Below are 23,776 nucleotides of genomic sequence, written 5' to 3'. Positions count from 1 at the left end.
GGGTAAAGGCTGAGTATTGATTATCATATAGGCAATATTATGCCCGCTCGGGCAATTTGTTGCTCGGTTGGGCAATTTTTTGCCCGCTCGGGCTGTGGGGCTTTATTCTTAAGTAAGCGTAATTGAAGGGAATGATTTTTGCTTACGTGTTTATGGATAAATGGTTAGTCAGTTAAGGAAATATAATGAGTCAGAGTATTGTAGTGGGTAATATGGAAACGGTTCATGATGGATTTCTGCCAACGTCTATCATTGTGTGTTCCGCAAGCGTCAAGTTTGGAAGTTGCGTCAATGTGGATTAATAAAACATATGCCATTTTAGCGCTCTCCTTATTTCCTTCGATGGTGTTACATGCTGAGCAAGAAACGTCTGCAGCAGAAGTGTATGAAGTAGGAAATATGTCTCCAGAAAAAGCGTTTGCTACCGGACGACTGCTTCGAGCGCAATACAAAAATATGGAATCGCGACCATACCTCCAGTACGCGGCAGACAACGACAATTCGGATGCCGCCTTTCTCTACGCGATGGAGCTTTCGAACTACAAAACGACCATTAGAACGCCTCCTGAAGCGCGTGAATATCTGCTTAAAGCCGCAAAATTAGGCAATCGTCGCGCCATGAAACATCTTTATACTGATGCTAAGTGGTTAAGAGATCGCGATGTGCAGTATTGGAAAAGCCAGTATTACGATAGTTTGATTCGTCTAGGACGAGATGATCCTGCACAAGCCACTTACGAGCTTGCCCAGTTTTACAAAGGTATGGATAACGAGATGTATAGCTACTATCTCGATAAAGCGGTCAGTTTTAATCATCCACGAGCATTGATGGATAAAGCAAAGCAAGTTCAAGCGGGTGGAGGTCTGTTTTTAATGCCTGGAGAAAGGGAGACCAAGGTGAGAGAGCTCTATCTCGCGGCTGCGAAGACAAACTATATCCCTGCGATGAGACGCTACATCGGTATTTTAGAGAGCAAAGGCCGTTTTGAAGATGCCTATCAATGGCGACTGATGGCGTTAGAGCAAGGTGATATTACCTCTTTGGCAACGGTAGTTAAGATTCTGCTCGGCGATAGCGCATCCTATCATTTTGTGACTCCCGATCGGATCAAAGCGCAAGCCTATTTAGATTTATATCTCTCTGCTGCTGGTACTGAACGTATGCAGTCGCTCTACTCAATATTGGAATTAGAGGAAGAAAGCCTTGCTGGTAAGATGAGTGAGGAAGAAAAAGCACAAGCTAATGGCATATTTGTTAACTATAAGAATAGTCTGAATTTTTATTATCATGATGTCTTTTGGGATATTAATTAGTTAAATTATACAGTATTAGAAACGGCATATTTTTTTGGGTGAAGATCATGTTTTTGTGATTTTTTATATTTAAAATGCTCCTATATGAATAGAATGTGCCGAGAATTTTAAATCCCCACTAAAAATATCGATAAATCTGATGGGGTAATTTAGGGAAGAATTTAATAGCTAATGCTAATTAATGGGATTTATTGTTTAAATGCTCATTAAAATCTACCAGATAATAAATATTAAGAGACTTGAGTTCTATTAGAACTTAAGTCCAATAGATTTAACTTTAATTTTTACAACGTTATGTAACCCTCGGCCTGAGTAAGTGGTAACTAAGTTTAGCTACGCTCTTGTCCGTAATTTTGACAATGATTGGCATAGGTATTGGAGACGTAATATGTCTAAAGAAGGAAGTGTAGCTCCTAAAGAGCGGATTAATATTAAGTATATTCCAGCAACGGGAGATGCACAGGCTGAAGTTGAGTTACCGCTAAAAACTCTGGTGGTGGGTGATTTTAAAGGCCATACCGAAGAGACCCCACTTGAAGAGAGACAGACCGTTTCAGTGGACAAGAACAACTTTGAAGCGGTTATGCGTGAAAGCGATTTGAAACTGACCACTACAGTGCGCAATAAACTGAGTGGCGATGAAAATGCTGAGCTTCCTGTTGAGCTTAGTTTCAAATCTCTTGCTGACTTCGAACCGGATTCAGTGGCAGCACAAGTTCCAGAATTAAATAAATTGGTTGAGCTACGCCAAGCTCTTGTGGCCTTAAAAGGTCCTTTGGGCAATATTCCCGCGTTTAGAGAGCGTCTACAAGAGCTACTAAATTCGGAAGAATCGCGTGAAAAACTTCTATCTGAGCTAAGCCTAGTGAGCGGCAAAGAAGAAGAGCCCCAAGCATAAGGCTTGATCAACCCAACTTTTTATTTAATCAAATTTAGGAACGAAATTGATGTCTACTACTGAAGCCGTCTTAGAGAGACAAAGTGCCACCCAAGGCAGTTTACTTGATGAAATCATGGCACAAACGCGCATTGCACCGACTGAAGAAGGGTATGATGTTGCGAAGAAAGGGGTTGCTGCGTTTATTGAGAATCTCATCGGTTCGAATCAAACGGAAGAGCCGGTTAACAAATCACTCGTTGATCAAATGCTGGTTGAGCTTGATAAGAAAATCAGTGCTCAAATGGATGAGATTTTGCACGAAGAGCGTTTCCAGCAGATGGAATCGTCATGGCGTGGTTTGAAACTGTTTATTGACCGTACCGATTTTCGTGAAAACAACAAGGTCGATTTGTTGCATGTAACGAAAGGCGAGTTGCTTGAAGACTTTGAATTTGCACCAGAAACGACGCAATCCGGTCTTTATAAGCACGTTTATTCTTCTGGTTATGGCCAATTTGGTGGTGAGCCGACTGGCGCTATCATCGGTAACTTTGCTTTCACGCCATCAACCCCTGACATGAAGCTACTGCAATACATGGGTGCACTTGGTGCGATGGCTCATGCTCCATTCATTTCTAGTGTAGGCCCTGAGTTTTTTGGTATCGATTCTTTTGAAGAGCTACCAAATATCAAGGATCTTAAGTCAACATTTGAAAGCCCTAAATACACTAAATGGCGTTCTCTACGTGAATCAGAAGATGCGCGTTACCTTGGCTTGACTGCGCCTCGTTTCTTATTGCGCGTACCTTATGATCCAACAGAAAACCCAATTAAATCATTTAATTATGTGGAAAGTGTCAGCGCTTCACACGAACACTATCTATGGGGTAACACCGCGTTTGCTTTCGCTACTCGTTTAACCGATAGCTTTGCCAAGTACCGTTGGTGTCCAAACATCATTGGCCCACAAAGTGGCGGTGCGGTTGAAGATCTGCCAGTGCATGTGTTTGAATCGATGGGTGCACTGCAAAGTAAGATCCCAACTGAAGTGTTGGTGACTGACCGTAAAGAGTTTGAATTAGCAGAAGAAGGTTTCATTGCTTTAACCATGCGTAAAGGCAGTGATAACGCCGCATTCTTCTCTGCAAACTCGATCCAAAAGCCAAAAATATTCCCTAATACCAAAGAAGGCAAAGAAGCGGAAACCAACTACAAGTTGGGTACGCAACTGCCATATATGATGATCATCAATCGCCTTGCACACTACGTCAAAGTGCTACAGCGTGAGCAAATTGGTGCTTGGAAAGAGCGTCAAGATCTTGAACGCGAGCTTAATGGCTGGATCAAACAGTACGTGGCTGACCAAGAAAATCCACCAGCAGACGTACGTAGCCGTCGTCCTCTTCGTGCTGCAAAAATCGAAGTCATGGATGTTGAAGGTGAACCAGGTTGGTATCAGGTCTCTCTCTCTGTTCGTCCTCACTTTAAGTACATGGGCGCGAACTTTGAATTGTCATTGGTTGGTCGATTAGATCAAGCATAACCATGACTTATATTGCACCTGAAGAGAGTGCATTTGGTGTCGGCTTCTTTGAACGTTTAGAAGCTGGCACCAAGCCTATGTCTTTGACCCAAGGGCCAAATGCATGGGATGTGCTCCAATCAATCAAACGCAATGTTTCCAATATTTTGAATACTCGCATGGGTGAGGCACAAAGTGCTCCAACGTTAGGTTTAGTGGATTTTAACGATGCAACGTTAGAAACCTTAGACTTATCGCTGCGGATTAAGCTTGCGATACAAAGCTGCTTAGATGTGTATGAGCCCCGTTTACGAAATATTGTGATTCGATCCGAGTCGGACGTGTTTAGCCCTTTGATGCTGCGCTTCCATATTGTGGCCGAAATAAACAGTGATGCGTTACATGAGAAAGTGCAGTTCAACCTGCTACTGGATCAAAACCGAAAGTACCGAGTGTATTAGAAAATTATGGCTCAAGATAAGTACTTCAGAGAAGAGCTTGCTTTCCTTAAAGAACAAGGAAAGCATTTCACTGAAATTCATCCTCAACTCTCTCGCTTTTTACACGGTAAAACGACGGATCCTGATGTCGAACGTTTATTGGAAGGCTTCGCCTTTCTCACCGCTCGCTTGCGCGAAAAAGTTGAAGATGAATTTCCTGAGCTAACGCACTCCATCATCAACATGCTATGGCCAAACTACTTACGTCCTGTGCCAAGCATGAGTATTGTCTCGTTCACACCGGATAAAAGTGTCAGTGATAAGCAGCAAATCGCTCGCGGCACTCAGCTCGATAGCAAGCCTGTTTTCGGCACCAAATGTCACTTTAGAACCTGTCGTGACGTGCAGATTTACCCACTGAAATGTACTGACGTCACTGCGCAACATACTAGAGAAGCGACCATCATCGAAGTGTCGCTTAATATGTTGGGTGAGATAAGCGTCGGTGATGCGCATCTTGATGATCTGCGCTTTTACTTAGGTGGTGATAAATACAGCTCACAAATGCTTTATCTATGGCTCAACCACTACCTCGATAAGATTTCTGTTGAAGTCGCGGGGGTAGAATTTACGCTGCCGCGCAATAGCTTCCAAACGGTCGGATTTGATAGCGAGCAGTCGCTTTTGCCCTATCCTTCCAATGTGTATGAAGGTTATCGCGTTTTGCAGGAATACTTGTCGTTTCCTGAAGCATTTCACTTTGTTGACATTACCCGTCTGGCTAGCGTAGTGCCGAAATCAGTGCATGGTGCGTTCAAACTGAAAATCAGTTTTTCGAAAACCTTGCCTGCGGACGTTCGAGTGCGTCAGGATAATTTCCAGTTGTACTGCACCCCTGTCATTAATTTGTTTGAACATGATGCCGATCCGATCGATTTAACGGGCAAGCGTTCAGAGTATCGCATTATCCCCTCTAGTCGTTACCCTTCTCACTATGAAGTGTTCAGCGTTGACGGCGTGTTCGGTTGGCAAGACAAAACTCAAGCCAGCCAACGAATTCGGGGTGAAAAACGTGTCTATTCAGCATTTGAAAGTTTTCAGCATGAAGTGGAGCGGGTTCGAAATCGTGAAGCGCTCTACTACCGCACACGAGTGAGAGACAGTATCCGTGGCGATGGATTTGATAATTTCATCTCTTTCATTCGCGGAGATGAAACGCAATCCATGCATGTCGATGAAGCCATCTCGCTCAAACTCACCTGCACCAATCGCTTATTACCGCTCGAACTCGGTGTCGGTGACATTTGTGAGCCGACAGACAGCTCGCCCCCCTTTGCCACTTTCAGCAATATTACCGTGCCTTCACAATCTCTGCGCCCAGTACTGGATGGCAGTCTATTGTGGGTATTGATTTCTAACTTATCGCTGAATTATTTATCGCTGCTGTCCAAAGATGCCTTAAGCAGTGTGTTGCGAGCTTACGATTTCAGAGCCTTGGTGGATCGCCAAGCGGAGCGTGTTGCGCGTTTGCGTCTTGAAGGGATCCAAAAAATTGAGTCGCAACCCGTGGATAAAATATTGCGCGGTTTGCCAGTGCGAGGGCTGCAATCGACGATTCATATTGATCAAAACTGTTTTGGTTCAGAAGGGGAGCTTTACCTCTTTGGCACCGTGCTTAGCCACTTTTTTGCCCTCTATGCCAGCATCAATTCGTTTCATGAGCTGATCGTTATTAACGCGTCCAATCAAGAGAAGTACACATGGGGAACACAGACAGGAATGCAGCCATTGATCTAGAGATGGCTGCGGCGGCTGTGCCGGAGCCTCTACTGGGTTTACCAAGCGATGTACGAACGTACAACTTCTACCAGTTGGTGGAACTGCTGCAAAAACTTAATGCGTTTAATCCTGAATCAGAAGATTGGGAGCGGACATGCCAGTTGGTATTCAGTGCCAACCCCAGTTTAGGTTTTGCACCAGCGGACGTAACGGATTTACGTGAGTTCGCGGATGAGCGCCTGATCTTACAAACCAATTTTTTTGGATTAACTGGGGCACAGTCACCGTTGCCTGGTTTTATTTTGCAGCAATTGGTCGAAGAAGATCCCGGTGGTTTCAAGCGGCCCTTTTTAGATTTCTTCAATAATCGGTTGATTAACCTTGTGTACCGCGTATGGCGAAAGTATCGCTATTACGTCCGTTTTCAAGCGGGTGCGCAGGATCAATTTTCATCACAGCTGTTCGCTTTAGTCGGTTTGGGTGATGCGGACTTGCGCGGCGAAACACCGATAAATTGGTGCAAGATGCTGGCTTATGCGGGCACTTTGGCTGGCCGAAGTCGTTCACCGCAAGTGGTGTCTGGCATCATCGCGCACTGCTTTGATCTACAAGAAGTCAGTATTCGCCAGTGGGTTCGACGCAAAGTCCGGATAGAGCCTTATCAGCAGTTTTGCTTAGGTAAGCAGAATGGTGAGCTTGGGATCAACAGCATGTTGGGTGAGTCAGTGATGGACTGTAACGGTAAGTTTGTTATCTGTATCAAAAACTTAACTCGAGAACGATTTGCCGATTTTTTGCCATCAGGCAAAGAACATCAACCGCTGTGTAAGTTGGTGGAGTTTATTTTACGAGAGCAGATGGCTTACGACCTTGAGCTGACCATGCACGAGAGCGAGGCTCCGGTGATGAGTTTATGCCATGACAGTGGTGTGGCTTTGGGTTGGTCATCATTTTTAGGGCGCGATTTGGCGGACAAAAGCGTGCTTATACAAGTAAGGCAATAGCGATATGCAGAAGAAGCAAACGCTTTCAATGGTAGTGACGAATGTGCAACTACTGGAATCAGGATTATCTGCACAAGCGATGTTTAATGTGCAAGGCGGTGTGATTGGCTCTGCAAGTGATGCGCATTGGCAGCTTCGTGACGGTAAAGGGAAAATTCAAAATCATCACTGTGCCATCCGTGTGATTGATGGTGCGTTTTGCATTCAAGATCTGGTTGGTAATACCTATGTTAATGGTTCCCATAAGCCGTTAGGGCAAGGTGCCTCGGCTAAGTTGGAGCATAAAGATGAAGTGGCCATTGGACCTTACCAAATGCGTGTCATTTTTGGTCAAGTGGGTGAAGACGATTCTCTGATTAATGGCTCTTTGGATCAGCTGTTTGCTAAAGAGGGGCTCGATCTACTCAAAGATGGTCCATTGGATGATATCAGCCGCGACGAGGATGAACCAGAGTCGAGCTCAATGGACCCTATCGCCGCTTTAGATGATTTATTGCAAGGCATTAAACAAGAAGAGTCGTTGCTTGAAGAGACGGAAAAACCACTCGCACAAGCACAACATTCATTAGTGCCAGAATACGATAGCCAGCAGTCGCAACTGCAGTTTACGCCTCAAGCTGACAGCGAGTATGAGATGACGTCATCGATTCGATTAAAGAAAATTCTCGGTTTTGGCAAAACCTCCACCGATTTACCACCTATTCCGGCTGTTGAGCACCATGAGACTGCGCAACCACCGACTCATTTGAACATTAATAACAGCATTTACAACGTACCTGAGGGCTTAGCGATGGACGATAAAGTATTAGATCTACTTGAGGAAGAAGTGGCGAGAAGCTACCACCCTCACTCCGAGCAACACAACAGCTCGTCAAACAATGCATCACACTTATTGACCGGCCCTATGCTCACCGGGCTAGGTGTTGACGTTGGCAATAGCCACGATATGGCGAAAATGCACATGCTTTCAGAAGAGCTTGGGCAATCGTTGCAAGCGTGTGTGCAAGGTTTGCTTGAGCTTCACCAGCAAGTGAGTGAAGGGCGTTTTGGTATGATGAATCGTAACTTGCAACCGATTGAAGATAACCCACTTCGCTTGGGGCTATCATACGAAGAAACCATTCGTACCCTGTATGATGCTGATAAAAGTGTGGTGCACTTGTCTGCCCCAGCGGCGATTGCCGAAAGCCTAAAAAATGTGCGCGACCATAACGAAGCAATGCAGCACGCCACTAGCGAAGCCCTAAATCAGATTCTTAATGCCTTTTCTCCTCAAGTGCTACTGCGCCGTTTCCAACACTACAAGCGCAATAGTGATGCACAGAGTAACTCTTCAGATGCTTGGGCGTGGGAGATGTATTGCCACTACTACCAAGAGCTCACTTCTAATCGCCAAAAAGGATTTGAGAAACTGTTTTGGGAAATTTTCGAGCAGTCTTACGACAAGAAAATTCGTGAAAAACAGCTGGAGCTATAACGGTGAACAAGCGGTCTTTTGTCCTGCTGATGCTACTGACGGTATTAACCGCCTGTAGCTCATCAGAAAAGTATGAGCCAGCCACACAGCCGACCAAGGTAACGTTCAGTCTCGTTAGTGATGAAGGTACTAACCCTAATATTTGGGGTGAAGCGTCGCCGATAGAGGTTCAAGTGTTTGAGCTGAAAGATGATTCGATGTTTATGTCTGCCGATTATGACCAAGTAAAAGCAGACTACAAAAAAGCGTTACGCAGCAATTTTATCGCCAATTACGATTATGTAATGACACCAGGCCAGTTTAAGTTTGTGAACGCGTTCGAGATTGATGAAGGCACGAACTACATTGGGGTCATGGCGCATTTTGCTGAACCTGAGCTGAGTGAATGGAAAAAGGCCGTCAAAGTGCTTAACAAAGGTAGGGAATACCATCTTTTGATGTATTTCAAAGACTACGATGTAAAACTGGAAAGGGTGGAGTAACAAGATGTTTGCGCGTAATCGTGTCATTTGGAATGAAGGTCTATTCATTAAACCGCAGCATTTCCAGCAGCAGCAACGCTATTTTGAATATCATATTGATGAACGCATCTCATCAGTCAGTGGCTACCTTTACGGAGTATCAGAGTTATCACTTAACCCTGAATATCTCTCTTTTGGCCGTATCGCGATCGAACGTGCGGTCGGCATTATGCCTGATGGAACCGTTTTCCGTATTCCTCAGGAAGATGTGCTGCCCGATGCGCTTGAGATTGCCGATGCTTCGCTTGCAAACCAGTTGGTCTATTTAGCGGTGCCGCTTCGCAGTGAATCGTTAATGGAGATTAACTGGCCTGAAGAGCGTGGAACCGGGCGTTACTTAAGCAATCGTTTAGAAGTGCGCGATGTGCATACCGTGCGCGGTGACACCACGACGCTAGATGTCTCACCTGTTCGTGTGCAGTTGATGCTTGAAAAAGAAGACAGAAGCTCTTACGCCTCAATTGCGATCGCTCGTATTTTAGAAAAACGTCCTGATGGCAGTGTCGTACTCGATCCGGACTTTATTCCGTGCCATCTTAATGTTGCGAGCAATGCGGCTTTGCACCGTTTTATTAACGAAATCTCTGGGTTAATGCGCGAACGTGCCAAAAACATTGCTCAACGTATCAGTTCTCCCTCTCAAGGCGGGGTCGCGGATGTGTCTGACTTTATGTTGTTGCAAGCCCTGAATCGCTTACAACCCCAGATGCAACACTTGGCAGAGCTACGCAGTTTGCACCCGGAACGTTTATTTGAGTGCCTGTCATGCGTATGTGGAGAATTGGCTACATTTACCGATGAAAGTCGTTTACCACCGAGCATCCCGAGCTACAACCATGAAATGCCGACCCACTCTTTTGGGCCGCTGATCCGCAACTTAAGACAGAGCCTAAGTATCGTGCTTGAGCCTAGAGCGGTCTCGATTCAGTTGGATAAACGTAAATACGGCCTGATGGTTGCCCCAATCCACGACCCTCAACTGGTTGAAAGCGCAGAATTCATCATCGCAGTGAAAGCACGCATGCCATTAGATGAACTGCGTCGTCTCTTTACTCAACAGACCAAAGTATCGTCAGTGGAGAAAATCCGCGAGCTCATTTCACTGCAATTACCGGGTATTCCAATTACACCGTTACCAGTGGCACCAAGGCAGTTGCCTTACCACGCCGGTTATACCTATTACCAATTGGATAAAACCAGCTCAGCATGGTCGATGTTAGGTCGCTCAAGTGGTTTTGCTTTCCATGTCGCGGGTGCGTTTGAAGATCTTGACCTGCAATTCTGGGCGATTAGGAGCTGATGATGGCCATTGATAAAAAAAACACTCAATACAGCGGTCTGCTTTTTGACAGCGTCGAGCAGATCAACCACGACCAAGATTACTGGTTTCAACTGCGTGGTGATAACCCTAATGTTTTGATTGATGCTGCTACCCCTCTGTTTGGTTTGTCGCTGCGGGTACGCAGCTTGTCAGAGTGCGACAACATTGAGCAGATCTACAAACAGACGGTAGAAGAGATTAAAGCGATTGAAATCGAGCTTGCCGAGCAAGGGTTTGAGCATGCGATTTTGATGGCTTATCGCTACATTCTGTGTGCGTTTTTGGATGAAGCCGTCATGGGAACCGAGTGGGGTGCATCCAGTGTGTGGGCTGAACATTCCATGCTGTCTCGTTTCCACAGTGAGACTTGGGGTGGCGAAAAAGTGTTTACCATATTAAGTCGCTTGGAAGGTGAACCTAAACGTTATCGCGCGTTGCTAGAGTTTATCTATCAATGCCTAGTGTTAGGTTTTGAAGGTAAATACCGTGTGATGGAAAGCGGCCACAACGAGCGTGAAAAGGTGATCAGTCGTTTACATGACACCGTCAGTTCGTTGGATGAAAACGAGCCGAAGGAACTGACCTCCGCCACCGACCATGTGGTGAAATCAAAATATAAGTTAAGCAGGCAGTTACCGGTTTGGTCAGTACTGCTTGGTTTTGTCATTATTTGGGTCGGTGTGTTTTTAGGCTATTCCTATTTACTGCACAGCCAATCGGCAGACGTATTAAACCAATTGAACCAAATACTCTAATTATAAAAGGCTAGGTGATTGTAGTGATCCGTATTGAATTACCCACATTAATTTCAAAACTCAATGAACAGAGTAAGCTAGCCCTAGAGCAAGCCGCTTCATTATGTATTGAACGTCAGCACCCAGAAGTGACCTATGAGCATTTCCTGCATGTGCTGTTAGAGAACCCACTTTCGGATGTGCGTGTGATAGCTAAGCACGCTAACTTAGATGTGGAAACCGTAAAACAAGCCATCAGTGCAAGTTACGCTCGTGAGCAAGTGTTAGATACCTATCCAGCATTCTCGCCACTGTTGGTTGAGCTATTGCAGGAAGCTTGGTTGCTTTCTACCACTGAGCTGAATCAGAATCAGCTTCGTTCAGGTGTGGTGTTTTTAGCCGCGTTGATGCGCGCTGATCGTTACCTACCACTTAAACTAATCCGTCTTTTTGAACACATCAACAAAGAGAGCCTAAACAAAGGGTTTGATACGCTGTTGCAAGACTCTTCCGAGTCGGCGGTTGAAAAAAGCAAAGCGGGTTCTCAAGCTCCTGCCGCGCTGGATGCAGCGTCATCTTCGCCACTGCATAAATACTGCACCAATGTCACGGCGCAAGCGCGTAACGGCGAACTGGACCCAGTATTGTGTCGTGAAAACGAACTCAACTTGATGATCGACATTTTGTGTCGTCGTCGTAAAAACAACCCCATCGTTGTGGGAGACGCTGGTGTCGGTAAAAGCGCCATGATTGAAGGGCTTGCATTGCGCGTCGTTGCGGGTAATGTGCCGACACAGTTGCAAAATGTAGAGTTGTGCTCACTCGATCTAGGCTTGTTGCAAGCGGGTGCTTCAGTCAAAGGTGAATTTGAAAAACGTCTTAAAGGCGTGATTGACGCGATCAAAACTTCGCCTAAACCGATCATTTTGTTTATCGATGAAGCGCACACTTTAATTGGTTCTGGCAACCAAGAGGGTGGTAGTGATGCGGCCAACTTGCTCAAGCCAGCTCTTGCGCGAGGCGAGCTCAGTACTGTCGCAGCCACCACATGGAAAGAATACAAAAAGTATTTTGAAAAAGATCCTGCGCTGACTCGTCGTTTCCAATTGGTGAAATTAGAAGAGCCGAGCATCAGCCAAGCAGTAGATATTCTGCGTGGCTTGAATCGTGTTTACGAAAAAGCCCATAACGTATTGATTACTGATGATGCATTGAAAGCCGCCGCCGAGCTTTCAGCGCGTTACATTTCAGGTAGACAACTGCCGGATAAAGCGATTGATGTGTTGGATACTGCTTGCGCGCGTATTGCAATTAATATCACCACACCGCCGAAGCGCTTAGCGCAACTAGAGACCGCTTGCCATCAACGTCAACTTGAAATTGATATGCTTGAGCGTGCTCAATATTTAGGTCAAGTGGTTGATTCGCATCGCTTGGATGAGCTATGTAGCCAAGAAGTGGCCGATGAAGCTGAAAAAGCGACCTTGACTCAAAGCTGGCAAGAGCAAAAAGCGATCATTGAGCGCATTATTACCCTACGCGATCAGCTCTTAGATGGCGCTGAGGATCATGGTGAGCTGACCCAAGTTGAGCGTGATGAGTTACTTGTTCAATTGCAGGAGCAATATCGAGCTTTAGAAGAGATCCCTCATAATGATCGCCTCATGCATCCACAAGTCGATGCTCAGCAAATAGCGGAAGTGATTGCGGACTGGACGGGCGTGCCCGTTGACCAAATGAACAGCGATGAGCTGCATAAAATCACCCACCTAACGGCTATTTTAGGTGAGGCAATCAAAGGGCAAGATACTGCGATTGAGCGTGTTCACCGTAACTTATTAACGGCGCGCGCGGATTTGCGCCGTCCGGGGCGTCCAAAAGGTTCCTTCCTACTCGTGGGTCCAAGTGGCGTTGGTAAAACCGAAACGGTAGTCCAACTGGCGCAACAACTTTATGGTGGTAAACAATTTTTAACCACTATCAACATGTCGGAATATCAAGAAAAGCATACCGTTTCACGCCTGATTGGTTCGCCTCCGGGTTATGTTGGTTATGGTGAGGGTGGCATTCTTACCGAAGCGATTCGTAAAATGCCGTACTCTGTGGTGCTGTTAGACGAAGTTGAAAAAGCGCACCCAGAAGTGCTCAATATTTTCTACCAAGCCTTTGATAAAGGTGAGCTGGCCGATGGTGAAGGTCGAGTGATCGACTGCCAAAACATCGTCTTCTTCCTCACCTCGAATTTAGGTTACCAAACCATAGTCGATTACGCGCAGCAGCCTCAGTTGCTTGATGAGCAGCTTTACCCAGAACTTGCGGCTTTCTTCAAACCCGCCTTACTGGCTCGTATGGAGATTATTCCGTATCTACCGCTCAGCAAAGAAGTGCTAGAGCAGATTGTGCGTGGCAAGTTAACCCGCCTTGAGCAGCTCTTTAAACAGCGTTATGCCGCTGACGTGGTGATTGAAGATAGCTTGATCGAAGAGATCTTAAGCCGTGCCACGCGCTCTGAAAATGGGGCTCGTATGCTGGAAGCGATCATCGAAGGTCAATTACTACCACCTATTTCATTAGCTTTGTTAAATAAATTGGCTGATAAACAACCAGTGCAACGCATCTATTTAGCGGCGGAAGAGGGTGAGTTTATTGGAGAGGTTGAGTGATCATGAGTCACTGGTTAGCTTACGCAACCGAGCTTGTTGTCGCGAGAAAGCCTAGCCAATTGGCCGCATTGTTTGTAGAAACGCTGCGCCGAGAGCTAAGGCTCGATACTTGCTTGTTACTGGTTCCCAGTTCAGACGGCCGTACCTTAGTGCCACAGGATAACCCGCTGAATTTAAGCTGGTCGGTCACCGATTTTGATTGTCCGTTTGCTCATGTATTGCAATCAGCCAAATCGATGCACTTAACCGCTGATGAATTGGTTTTTTGGCAATCTAATCGCCTGTTTAGTCAACTCACTAGCCGGGTCGGCATGTTAGATAGCGTGGTTGTACACCCGTTACCGAATGGGGATACACAAGTTCAGTCTATTTTGCTGTTGATTGGTGAAACCCATACCTTGGAAGGCCTATTTGAGCAGCCAGATTTTATCAAGTATGTGGATGTTTTTTGCCATCAGTGGTCGTTGCTTAATGAGATGCAACGGGAAGAACAAAATCGACAAAACTTATCGGAATCCTTGTCTGACGTCCAGCGTGACAACGCACGTCGTTCATTAATTGCGAGCCTCTCTGAAACCTTAATCGGTAACAGTTTGGCGATGAAAAAATTAAGAGAGCAGATCATCAACGCCGCGCCATCACAGCTTTCAGTGATGGTGCAAGGTGAAACAGGGACAGGTAAAGAGTTGGTCGCGCAAGCGGTGCACCAACTCTCGCCCCGTAAACAAGCGCCATTTGTTGCTATTAACTGCGCGGCTATCCCTGAAAACTTATTGGAAAGTGAACTGTTCGGCTACTGCAAAGGGGCGTTTTCCGGCGCGGATAGCGATAAACAAGGGTTGATCGCGCAAGCCGATGGCGGAACCCTGTTTTTGGATGAAATCGGTGATATGCCCTTGAGCCTGCAAGCCAAATTACTGCGGGTGTTGGAATCTCGATCTTTTCGGCCGATTGGCGGTAAAAACGAACAATCTTCTGATTTTCGTTTGGTTTCAGCAACGCATGTCAATCTTCTCGAACAAGTGCGTAATAAATCGTTTCGTCAGGATCTTTATTACCGCTTATTTCAGTACCCGATCACTTTGCCACGCCTTGCGGCAAGGATGGATGATATTGAACGGCTTAGCCAACATTTTGTACGCAGCTTTAATCAGCAGCATGCAACCAACATTCGGGGTGTGCACTATAAAGCGATCGATTGCCTAAAACGTTATGACTTTCCCGGTAACGTGCGTGAACTCAAGCACCTTATTGAATTTGGTTGTGCGCAAACACTGGATGGCACACAGGTGGAGGAGTCCTGCTTTACACAACGTTTAGCATACACTAAAGCCGATCAGCAGCCAGAGACTGAACGACATGGGCATAAGGTCGCTAAAGCTGAGTCAGGTGTCAGCCGAGTGGTGGATGATTTAAAACAAGCGGTGAATGAATTTGAGTCTCGTATTATCCGTGAGCGCCTCCAATATTTTGCTGGTGACAGGGCCAAAGCGGCCCAAAGCCTCGGTATTCCCAAGCGGACCTTGGCCTATAAATGCCAAAAGTTGGAGATTAAAACACCATGAATAAACGGCTGTTTAGGCTTACTGTTTGCCTCTCTATGACGCTGTATTTTCCCATGGCAAATGCGGAAAATGACGCTGTAGCACAAGCAGAGCAATGCACTACGATCACATCTCGGTTAGAGCGATTGAGCTGTTTTGACCACCTGTTTAAAACGCCTTCTGACGTGGTGATGCCCCAAGCGGTAACGCCCAATGTACCGCTATCTTGGCAACGCGCCTTTGATAGCATCAGCCAGTATCAAGACGGGGAAGCAAGTCACTTAACCGTTGAGGGCGACGATGATAAAGGGAATGCTTGGGTTACTTTGGTTGCGTTAAATCAAAATACAAAGTTTGACGATAACGCTAAACCTGTGCTGCTGATGAGCTGTATCGACAATTTGAGTCGAGTGGAATTGGCGTTTCCTAGCGCGATTGATGACCCTCGCATCCAAGTTTCGATTGCCAATATGCAGGCACAATCTTGGCGTAGTGACGATTTAGGTTTGCTCTTTTCCTCAGGCAGAGGCATGCCAGCGATTGAGATGATGAAAGCGATGGCGCGAGAAAATCGCCTTGTGCTGCGTTCAAACTCTCCTTTTGTTGATGGGTTGCAGTTTGATGCGAGCGAGCTTTCGCAATCATTAACGGCACTAAAAACACGCTGTGGTTGGTAAGGAGTTTCAATGGAGTTAACCGATTATCGCCGCTGTATTACTCAGCCTATTCAAGCCGATAACCCTGTGGGTGAGCGGCTGATTGATGATCCACTGTTTGATTTTGTTGAAGATCAAATGATGAAAGTGGGGTCACTCTCCCACGCTAGCGTGCAATGGGATGAAGTCGAACACAGTACGCTCAAACTGCTCAGCGAAAAAAGTAAAGATCTCAAATTATTGATCTACTTGTTGCAGTGTTTGCATAACCAAGTCACACCGCTACGTTTCACTACGTCGCTGCAGCTGCTGAGCGATTTCATGTCCCTTTACTGGGAAGATTGCTTCCCTGCGCCAGGCAAAAGAGGCAGTTTGCCACGTCGCAAATTCTTCAGCCAGATTGTGCAGCGGTTAGCCTTAGTCATCGACAAGTTAGATTTCGCACAATTTGATGGGCCAGATCGTGATGAGTTAAACACCGCGATCGACGCGCTACAGCAAGCGACTACTCAAGCCGGACTGATGTCTGAAAGCGTTGAAAGTCTAGTGGCTAAAGTTCAAGCCCAACTGCGCCGTGCAACAGAACGTGAGCAAGCGACTCAACATGTGCAAGAGACTCCGGCGGTTGAACGTAAAACCACCACGCAGAGCGCCATTTCAGTCGACAGTTCAAGTGACAAAGCCACTAAGCAGACCTTATTAAAGGTGGCTGAGTTTTTGTCTGAACAAGAGTTTGGCATTGCCTTGGCAATACGAGTCAGGCGTTTTGCCGTGTGGTCAAGTATTACCTCATTACCTGAGCACGACGTCAGCGGGGAAACACTGTTACGGGCGATGGCGCAAGAACGAATCAAAGAGTATCACGACCAAATGCGTAGCCCAGATTTAGCCTTATGGCGTAAGGTAGAGCAGAGTTTGACCATGGCACCTTACTGGTTTGAAGGACAGATGATGAGCTATAAAATCGCGCAAAGTTTAGGCCAAAAGGCGTGGAGTGAAGCCATTTTGAGTGAAAGCCAGCAGTTTGTGGCACGTCTACCTGCGCTGCTCGAGTTGAAATTCAAAGGAGGCGAGCCTTTTGTCAATGCGAGCGTAAAAGAGTGGCTACTCAGCCAGCAGCAAAGTAGTGCCCAAGGCCAAGTAGCAGGTGATTGGCAAGACAAACGCAAAGAGGCGTTTAGCTTAGCGAAAGAGGGAGGCATTGCGGTGGCGCTCTCTATGCTCAACGATGGTCTGGTCAGCGCCAGTGAGCCAAGGGATAAATTCTATTGGCGGTTATTATCGGCTGATTTGTTAAATAGCAATAATTTAGATGCGATGGCGAAAGAACAGTACCAAACGTTACATGCTCAGGTTAGCACCATGAGCGTTACCGATTGGGAACCCTCATTAGTTGAGCAATTAGAACAATACACAACGTCAGAGTAAACGAAGGACACAAACCCATGTGGAAATTTATTGTTGGGATCGCAAGAAAGTTAACACCGGGCATTGCCGCGGCGATGCCTATTTTGCTATTTAGCACATTCATTCTATTGAATGTTGCGATTTGGTGGGCAGGCCCTTGGCTAGAGATCGCGGGTAATAAGCCACTTGAATCGATAACCGCTCGCGCAGTGGCAAGTAGCTTGTTCACTTTAGGTGCATTGGCCGTTTGGGGTGTTTGGCAGTGGCGAAAATTGCAAGGTTTTAAAGCCGAGCAAAAGCGTGAAGATCAGCTTCGCCAAGATCCAATTAAAGCCTATGAAGAGCGCCAAGAGGTTGAGCTGAACCAAGTGATGGTCAGCATGAAAGAGAACCTCAATAAACGTAATTATCTTTATGCGTTGCCATGGTATTTAGTGCTCGGTTTGGAAAATGCCGGTAAAACCAGCCTCATCAACCGCTCTGGGCAAAACTTTGTTTTTTCTTCGGTAATGCGAGCCTCGGGTCAAAAAAGTGAAAACCCGTATTCGTTTGATTGGTGGATTGGCGATGAATCGGTATTGATCGATCCAGATGGAGAGCTACTGACACAAGGTAACCACAGCAATGATAACGATGGTGCGATGGAGCGCCGTTTATGGCTTCATTTTGTTAATTGGTTGGAGAGAACGCGTAGCCGTCGTCCACTCAACGGTATTGTTTTAGCGTTAGACGTTTCTCATTTAGCAACCGCAACTGCAACCGAGCGTAAAGCTTACGCCAATTTATTGCGTGCTCGTTTACGTGAACTAATGGAGACGTTATCCACGCGTCTGCCTGTCTATATTGCATTGACGAAATTGGATTTATTACACGGTTTTGAACCTTTCTTTAAACATTACTCGCGCAGTCAGCGTGAAGATGTGCTGGGCTTTACCTTTTCGCTTGACTCTATTGATGACTTGGATAACTGGCTCAACGAGTTTTCAAAAGACTACAGTCAGTTTGTTGAGCGCATTAATGATGTGTTGCCGCATGCGGTTTCTGTACCTATGGATCTCGAAGAGCGCAATGCTATTTATAGCTTCACGCGTCAAATTTCTGGTTTAAAAGAGATCTTATTACAATTTTTCAACGATGCATTGGCCAGTGATCAGTTCTCTACGTCGGCTTTGGTGCGTGGCGCGTATTTCACTTCTGTGTATCAACAGGGCGTACCCACAAACGCATTTGATGATGCCGCTTCACGTCGTTACGGGCTAGATCATGCGATCAACAAAGCGCAGCAAGCCAAAAACTCAACGGTTTATTTCACACAAAAACTGTTTAATAACATTATCTATCCTGAAGCTGGGCTTGCCTCGGATAATTTTCGTGTTGCGAAGCAAAAACGCCGTTTGATTGGTTTATCGGTAGTGGCTTGTTCTATTGCAACTGTGTTATTAGTCGGCACTTGGCATCGCTATTACCTTAGCAACGTGAAGCACTCTGATGCGGTGTTAGCGAAAGTAAACGAGTACAAAAACGAGTTCCCCTCCAATCTTTATTTAGCCTCTCAGCAAGATGTTCTCGTGCCGCTCAATAAAATTCGAGAGGCGACGTTAGAGTTTGGCTTCTTCCGTGATAAACCACAGTACATTTCCGATTTTGGTTTGTACCAAGGCCATACGATTGGCCCGATGGTTGAAGCCACCTATTTGAATTTATTAGAAAACCGCTTTTTACCGCTTTTGATGGCGGACGTAGTCGTACAACTTAACCAAGCCAAAACCGACGAAGAGAAGTTGGCTGTGCTGCGCGTTTATCGAATGATGGTAGATAAAAGCGGTCGCTATAAGGATTATGTACTCGATTATTTCTCCAAATACTGGCAGCAAGAGTTCGCTGGGCAACGCGTGATCCAAGAAGAACTACTGGGGCATTTAGACTACGCCATGTTACACACGGATTTAGCGGGTGATCGCGCGCGCGGTGATCGCAATGCAGAGTCGGTGATGAAGCCTTATGATCAGGTGGTGGCGAAAGTGCAGTCTGATCTTGGTTCTATGCCTAACGATCAACGTGTTTACCGTAATTTGAAGTTGAATGCACAAACGGTTCTTGGCCCCTCGATCAATTTACGCAACTTGATTGGCCCCGTCTTTGATGTGGTTTTTGAAGAGCGAGTGGTCAACAGCAGCTCGCTGTATATTCCGCAAATGCTTACCAAAAAAGGGTTTGAAGATTACTTTATGCCGCAATCAGAATCCGTTTCTGAGCTGGCCTTGATCGACAGTTGGGTTCTAGGGCAATCCAAATCGGCTCAATTTAGCGAAGCGGATAAGCACGACCTTCGTAACAAAATCCGCAGCCTGTATGTGGCGGACTACACCAATACCTGGCGTGCGGCTCTTAATGAAATCAGCGTTAAGTATTTTAGCGACATCAATGACGCAGTATCGGTATTAGAAAACTTTACTGGCAACATTGAACCGATGCAGCGGTTGCTTCGCACTTTAGAAAGCAATACTCAAATGTATGCCAGTGTGCCTAAAGATGAAGCCGCGCAAAAAGAGCTGTTAAAAAATCCAAAATACAAAGTTGCTTCGCAGATTGATGCGCCCTTTGCTGAACTAAACGCTATGCTCAAGCCAGTAGGAGACAAGCCAGCGTACATCAATGAAGTGTTAGTGGCGGTGGAAGAGTTACAAAATTACCTCAAATCGATTCAAGAAGCGCCAGATGTTGGTATGGCTGCACTTGATGCCACTAAAGCACGCGTAAAATTAGTGAACGCTGATCCAATTTACACGGTGAAACGTATTGCATCAGGTTTGCCTAAACCGCTCGATACTATGGTGTCTAAACTGGCGGATGAGAGTTGGTATGTTGTCAAACAAGAAGCGATTAAGCACCTTGAAGTTCGTTGGCATGATGATGTTTACAAAACCTTTGAAGAGAAATTAGCTGGTCGCTATCCATTTAATGAGTCATCCAACAAAGACAGTTCTCTTTCTGACTTTGAAGCGTTTTTTGCGCCCAACGGCACATTAGACAACTTTTACAACAACCAGCTAAGAATGTTTGTGGAAGAAAATATTGCGGTCAATGATGACGATAACGCGCAGTCGATTATTCGCAAAGACGTTCTAGAACAGCTCAAGCAGGCGAAGAAAATTCAGCAAGCTTTCTTTAACCGCAAAGGGGTCTTAGACGTTAGTTTCTCGGTTGAACCGTTACGCTTGAGCAACAACAAACGCCGCAGTGTGTTGAATGTTGATGGTCAATATCTCGCTTACAGTCACGGCCCAAGAGACAGTGTCGAGTTGATTTGGCCAAATACGCTGCGTGATTCTGCGATCTCTAAAGTAACGTTAGTGCCGACTAAAAATAATATGTCGCCACGAAGTATTAATATCCAAGGTCCGTGGGCATTTTTCCGCTTGCTTGAACAAGGTGATGTGGTGGGTGCTAGTTCCACGTCGGTTGACTTTAAGTTTGCAGTTGACGGTGGTGAGATGATTTATCGACTCAATTCAGAGGCAGATATTAACCCATTCACCGAGCGGTTATTTAAGTCATTCAAACTCTCTAAAACCCTTTACTAAAATAATAGTGAGGAGCGATTGGTCATCGCTCCTCAACTCACTTAGGACGCTGTAGTCATGTCCAATATTGTATTTATCGACCACGCTCGTTTTCATTTGATAGATGATGCTGCTGCTGTTCGTCACATTGATGCCTACCAAAAGGTGAGAGATGAGATCAACCGTCGTAACAACCCATTATCAGGTGGTCCAGACTGGGCTGTGGTGAAAGTTGCTTGTGAAACATTAGCAAAAGGCCCGGGGATTGACCTTTTGCTGTGCGGTTATTACACCGTAGCCTGTTTAAAAATGCAGGGTTTAGCAGGATACGCCAATGGTGTTGAACTGTTGTGCTGCTGCTTAAGTAATTTGCCAAAACCGGACGTAAAATCGGCGAAAATGCGTAAGGAAGTGCTCGATTGGGTTAATGCTCGTGTAGTGCGGGAGTTAAAAGATCTGCGTCCGAATCATGAAGCACTGCGTGATTTATACCGTTGTGAGCGCTTTTGTGAGCGCATGCATACCATTTTAGAGCTGCAACAGCCGGACTATTTGGTTGATTTCGAAGGAGTAGGTTTTGCTATTTTTGAACATATTGATCGTTTAGAAACGCAATATCATTCGCTACTAAAGCGCCATACTCAAACGGAACAGGTTGAGCAGGTGCGTAATCAAAAGCGCTCACGTGTTACGCATGTGGCCGCTTTTATATCCGGTGTTCTTGGTGTTGTGATGGTGTATGGGGCCGTCACTTATTTGCCGTTTTTCAACTCAATATCTTATGCAACCAACCTAAGGTTACCTGCTTTACATACGCCAGAGCAGGTCAATGCGTTTCAACAGGCCAACTCGCCAGCCAAGCTTGAACGGTTGTCAAATGAGATTGTGCCATTGTACCGAGAGGCGATTGAGCAAAAAATGGCGCGCTCTTTTGAATCGGCTCGTGTTGAAGCCCAGCAAGTGTTGGATGCGTTATTGCAACTTTATCCCCAAACCGAATCGGTGCTGGAGGTTGATCAAGCGTTTGCCGATGCTAAGCGTGAAGCTCTGCAACAAACTGAGCGCTTTATGGAGCGTTTTAGTGAAACGAGAACCAAGATGGCCAACATCGCGCTGCTCGCACAAAAAGGAAAATTAACCGAACTGCAAAGACAAACCAAATCGTTGGAGGAGTTCGCTATTAGTTTGTCACCTATTTACGGGAGAGCTGCATATGTCGAAGAGTTGCTCAAAAAAGGTGATGTTGTACAGGCTGAACAGGAGTTTATGATTTTGAAGCAGCGGCTTAATAATTTGAGCTGGAAAATTGCCGAGCTCGACAAGCAGTTTGAGCATTTGACTGTGACACATAATCAGGAAACTCAGGCTCAATAAGCTGAGCAACAATTGGTCATTTAAGAGCAACTTTTTGCTCGTAGTAGGCAGTTTGTTGCCTTCATCGATTGAGCTATTTATAAGCTCATGAATATCAATGAAAAATATCTGGCACTGCACTTGCTGTAATAGTGCCATTTTGCGATAAAAGAGTGGAAGGGAAAAAGATGGCAAGGTTAAGTTTTAGGCTCACTGTGGAGGGTTTGGCAGACGACACGTTAGTGGTGCGTGAATACCAAGGCGTGGAATCGCTGTCTGATAGCGCGCAGGCGGGCCAGCGCTGCTACGGTTTTCGCTATGAGATAAAACTGGCCAGTCGCCAATCTGGCTTAACGGCGCTGGAGCTGGTGGACAAAACCGCTCAGCTTGAGATGTTGCGTGATGGCCTTGTCGTGCAGCGCGTGCACGGCATTGTGCGCCAGTTCAGCAAAGGTGACATCGGCCATCATCACACCTTTTACTCACTGACCTTAGTCCCGACATTAGAGCGGTTATCACTGCGCCAAAACAGCCGCATCTTCCAGCTCAAAACCGTTCCCGAAATCCTCTCCATCGTACTGCAAGAAATGGGCATTAACGACTACGCCTTCTCGCTGAAACGTGAGTGTGCGCAGCGTGAATTTTGCGTGCAGTACCGTGAGACGGATATCGACTTCTTGCACCGCTTAGCCGCCGAAGAGGGCTTGGTGTATCACTTCATTCATGAAGAGGGGAAACACACCCTCTTTTTCAGTGACGACAGCCAAAGCCTGATAAAGCGAGAAACGCCTATCCCTTACAACGTCCTTGCGGGTGGCGTGATGGAGAGCCCTTATGTGTCGCAATTAACGCAACACAGCCAAACCGAAGTGAGCCACAGCGCGCTGCAAGATTACAGCTTTAAAAAGCCGAGCTACTCGTTTGCTCAGCAAGCGCAAGGGCGCGAAATGGATTACCAGCAAGCGACCTACGAACACTTTGATGCACCGGGTCGCTTTAAAGACGACGTCAACGGCAAAGCCTTTAATCAAATTCGCTTAGAGTACCTACGACGAGAAGCGCGTACCGCGACCGGAAAAAGTAACCATCCTGGCCTGCAAGCGGGCACAAAGTTCGACTTACAAGAGCATCTTGACGACAGCGCGAACCGCGATTGGGTTGTAGTGCAAGTGCACCACCAAGGGCGTCAGCCACAAGCATTGGAAGAAGAGGGCGGCAGTGGCGCGACCACGTACAGCAACCAATTCACGCTCATTCCTGCTGATGTCACGTGGCGTGCGACACCGCAAGCCAAACCTCAAGTGGATGGCCCTTGCATGGCGTTAGTCGTGGGCCCTGATGGCGAAGAAATCTTCTGCGACGAACATGGCCGCGTCAAACTGCATTTCCCGTGGGACAGATATTCCAACGGCGATGAACACAGCTCGTGCTGGGTGCGCGTCTCACAAGGTTGGGCTGGCAGCCAATATGGCATGATAGCCATTCCGCGCATTGGTCATGAAGTCATCGTCTCGTTTCTCAACGGCGACCCAGACCAACCGATAGTGACAGGCCGTACCTACCATGCCACCAACAAAGCGCCGTACACACTGCCGGAT

General features: G+C 46.3%; 17 protein-coding genes. All 17 read left to right on the top strand.

Annotation, left to right across the window (positions count from 1 at the left end):
- The first annotated feature begins 225 nt into the window (after window positions 1–225).
- Window positions 226–1,314, top strand: a complete 1,089-nt coding sequence (locus AACU59_RS13245) for a hypothetical protein (RefSeq protein WP_064626566.1) — start codon at window positions 226–228, stop codon at window positions 1,312–1,314.
- 388 nt (window positions 1,315–1,702) lie between these two features.
- Window positions 1,703–2,212, top strand: a complete 510-nt coding sequence (gene tssB / locus AACU59_RS13240) for a type VI secretion system contractile sheath small subunit (RefSeq protein WP_017043584.1) — start codon at window positions 1,703–1,705, stop codon at window positions 2,210–2,212.
- A 49-nt stretch (window positions 2,213–2,261) separates the two neighbouring features.
- On the top strand, window positions 2,262–3,737 hold the full coding sequence (tssC, locus tag AACU59_RS13235; RefSeq protein ID WP_026027753.1) for a type VI secretion system contractile sheath large subunit: 1,476 nt from the start codon (window positions 2,262–2,264) through the stop codon (window positions 3,735–3,737).
- 2 nt (window positions 3,738–3,739) lie between these two features.
- On the top strand, window positions 3,740–4,177 hold the full coding sequence (gene tssE / locus AACU59_RS13230; protein WP_013868295.1) for a type VI secretion system baseplate subunit TssE: 438 nt from the start codon (window positions 3,740–3,742) through the stop codon (window positions 4,175–4,177).
- Between the two features lie 6 nt (window positions 4,178–4,183).
- A complete protein-coding gene (gene tssF / locus AACU59_RS13225; RefSeq protein ID WP_013868296.1) occupies window positions 4,184–5,953 on the top strand; it encodes a type VI secretion system baseplate subunit TssF in 1,770 nt (589 codons plus the stop codon).
- A complete protein-coding gene (tssG, locus tag AACU59_RS13220; protein WP_026028436.1) occupies window positions 5,917–6,939 on the top strand; it encodes a type VI secretion system baseplate subunit TssG in 1,023 nt (340 codons plus the stop codon). The genes tssF and tssG overlap by 37 nt, the downstream gene beginning before the upstream one ends.
- 4 nt (window positions 6,940–6,943) lie before the next feature.
- A complete protein-coding gene (gene tagH, locus AACU59_RS13215; RefSeq protein WP_094145618.1) occupies window positions 6,944–8,416 on the top strand; it encodes a type VI secretion system-associated FHA domain protein TagH in 1,473 nt (490 codons plus the stop codon).
- A gap of 2 nt (window positions 8,417–8,418) precedes the next feature.
- On the top strand, window positions 8,419–8,898 hold the full coding sequence (gene tssJ / locus AACU59_RS13210) for a type VI secretion system lipoprotein TssJ (RefSeq protein ID WP_013868298.1): 480 nt from the start codon (window positions 8,419–8,421) through the stop codon (window positions 8,896–8,898).
- Between the two features lie 4 nt (window positions 8,899–8,902).
- A complete protein-coding gene (tssK, locus tag AACU59_RS13205; protein ID WP_017044997.1) occupies window positions 8,903–10,237 on the top strand; it encodes a type VI secretion system baseplate subunit TssK in 1,335 nt (444 codons plus the stop codon).
- A 2-nt stretch (window positions 10,238–10,239) separates the two neighbouring features.
- Entirely contained in the window at window positions 10,240–11,013 is a 774-nt protein-coding gene (gene icmH, locus AACU59_RS13200; protein ID WP_026027751.1) for a type IVB secretion system protein IcmH/DotU, read from the top strand.
- Between the two features lie 23 nt (window positions 11,014–11,036).
- Window positions 11,037–13,655, top strand: coding sequence for a type VI secretion system ATPase TssH (tssH, locus tag AACU59_RS13195; RefSeq protein WP_094145617.1), 2,619 nt, complete (start codon window positions 11,037–11,039; stop codon window positions 13,653–13,655).
- A 2-nt stretch (window positions 13,656–13,657) separates the two neighbouring features.
- On the top strand, window positions 13,658–15,220 hold the full coding sequence (locus tag AACU59_RS13190; protein WP_174223856.1) for a sigma-54 interaction domain-containing protein: 1,563 nt from the start codon (window positions 13,658–13,660) through the stop codon (window positions 15,218–15,220).
- Window positions 15,217–15,876 carry a type VI secretion system-associated protein VasI gene (gene vasI / locus AACU59_RS13185; protein ID WP_094145616.1) on the top strand — a complete coding sequence of 220 codons (660 nt, stop codon included), beginning with the start codon at window positions 15,217–15,219 and terminating at the stop codon, window positions 15,874–15,876. Before AACU59_RS13190 ends, vasI begins: the two co-directional genes overlap by 4 nt.
- A 9-nt stretch (window positions 15,877–15,885) precedes the next feature.
- Window positions 15,886–17,283 (top strand): type VI secretion system protein TssA, encoded by a 1,398-nt coding sequence (tssA, locus tag AACU59_RS13180; protein WP_094145615.1) that lies wholly within the window; start codon window positions 15,886–15,888, stop codon window positions 17,281–17,283.
- A gap of 17 nt (window positions 17,284–17,300) precedes the next feature.
- Window positions 17,301–20,846 carry a type VI secretion system membrane subunit TssM gene (gene tssM, locus AACU59_RS13175; RefSeq protein ID WP_017045001.1) on the top strand — a complete coding sequence of 1,182 codons (3,546 nt, stop codon included), beginning with the start codon at window positions 17,301–17,303 and terminating at the stop codon, window positions 20,844–20,846.
- A gap of 57 nt (window positions 20,847–20,903) precedes the next feature.
- Complete coding sequence (locus AACU59_RS13170; RefSeq protein ID WP_094144421.1) at window positions 20,904–22,199, top strand: type VI secretion system ImpA family N-terminal domain-containing protein; 1,296 nt, start codon at window positions 20,904–20,906, stop codon at window positions 22,197–22,199.
- Between the two features lie 167 nt (window positions 22,200–22,366).
- Window positions 22,367–23,776 (top strand): type VI secretion system tip protein TssI/VgrG (gene tssI / locus AACU59_RS13165; RefSeq protein ID WP_161437778.1); only part of this gene is annotated, 1,410 nt, incomplete at its 3' end.

The sequence above is a fragment of the Vibrio sp. V23_P3S9T160 genome, from assembly GCF_963886625.1.
GTDB classification, from domain to species: Bacteria; Pseudomonadota; Gammaproteobacteria; order Enterobacterales; family Vibrionaceae; genus Vibrio; species Vibrio anguillarum.
The sequence above is the reverse complement of the archived record's forward strand: the minus strand, read 5'-3'. Positions and strand labels throughout refer to the sequence as shown.

Bases quoted from the DNA above. Each gene is read 5' to 3' on its own strand.
- AACU59_RS13245 (WP_064626566.1), top strand. From the start codon at position 226: ATGATGGATTTCTGCCAACGTCTATCATTGTGTGTTCCGCAAGCGTCA.
- tssB (WP_017043584.1), top strand. From the start codon at position 1,703: ATGTCTAAAGAAGGAAGTGTAGCTCCTAAAGAGCGGATTAATATTAAG.
- tssC (WP_026027753.1), top strand. From the start codon at position 2,262: ATGTCTACTACTGAAGCCGTCTTAGAGAGACAAAGTGCCACCCAAGGC.
- tssE (WP_013868295.1), top strand. From the start codon at position 3,740: ATGACTTATATTGCACCTGAAGAGAGTGCATTTGGTGTCGGCTTCTTT.
- tssF (WP_013868296.1), top strand. From the start codon at position 4,184: ATGGCTCAAGATAAGTACTTCAGAGAAGAGCTTGCTTTCCTTAAAGAA.
- tssG (WP_026028436.1), top strand. From the start codon at position 5,917: ATGGGGAACACAGACAGGAATGCAGCCATTGATCTAGAGATGGCTGCG.
- tagH (WP_094145618.1), top strand. From the start codon at position 6,944: ATGCAGAAGAAGCAAACGCTTTCAATGGTAGTGACGAATGTGCAACTA.
- tssK (WP_017044997.1), top strand. From the start codon at position 8,903: ATGTTTGCGCGTAATCGTGTCATTTGGAATGAAGGTCTATTCATTAAA.
- icmH (WP_026027751.1), top strand. From the start codon at position 10,240: ATGGCCATTGATAAAAAAAACACTCAATACAGCGGTCTGCTTTTTGAC.
- AACU59_RS13190 (WP_174223856.1), top strand. From the start codon at position 13,658: ATGAGTCACTGGTTAGCTTACGCAACCGAGCTTGTTGTCGCGAGAAAG.
- vasI (WP_094145616.1), top strand. From the start codon at position 15,217: ATGAATAAACGGCTGTTTAGGCTTACTGTTTGCCTCTCTATGACGCTG.
- tssA (WP_094145615.1), top strand. From the start codon at position 15,886: ATGGAGTTAACCGATTATCGCCGCTGTATTACTCAGCCTATTCAAGCC.
- tssM (WP_017045001.1), top strand. From the start codon at position 17,301: ATGTGGAAATTTATTGTTGGGATCGCAAGAAAGTTAACACCGGGCATT.
- AACU59_RS13170 (WP_094144421.1), top strand. From the start codon at position 20,904: ATGTCCAATATTGTATTTATCGACCACGCTCGTTTTCATTTGATAGAT.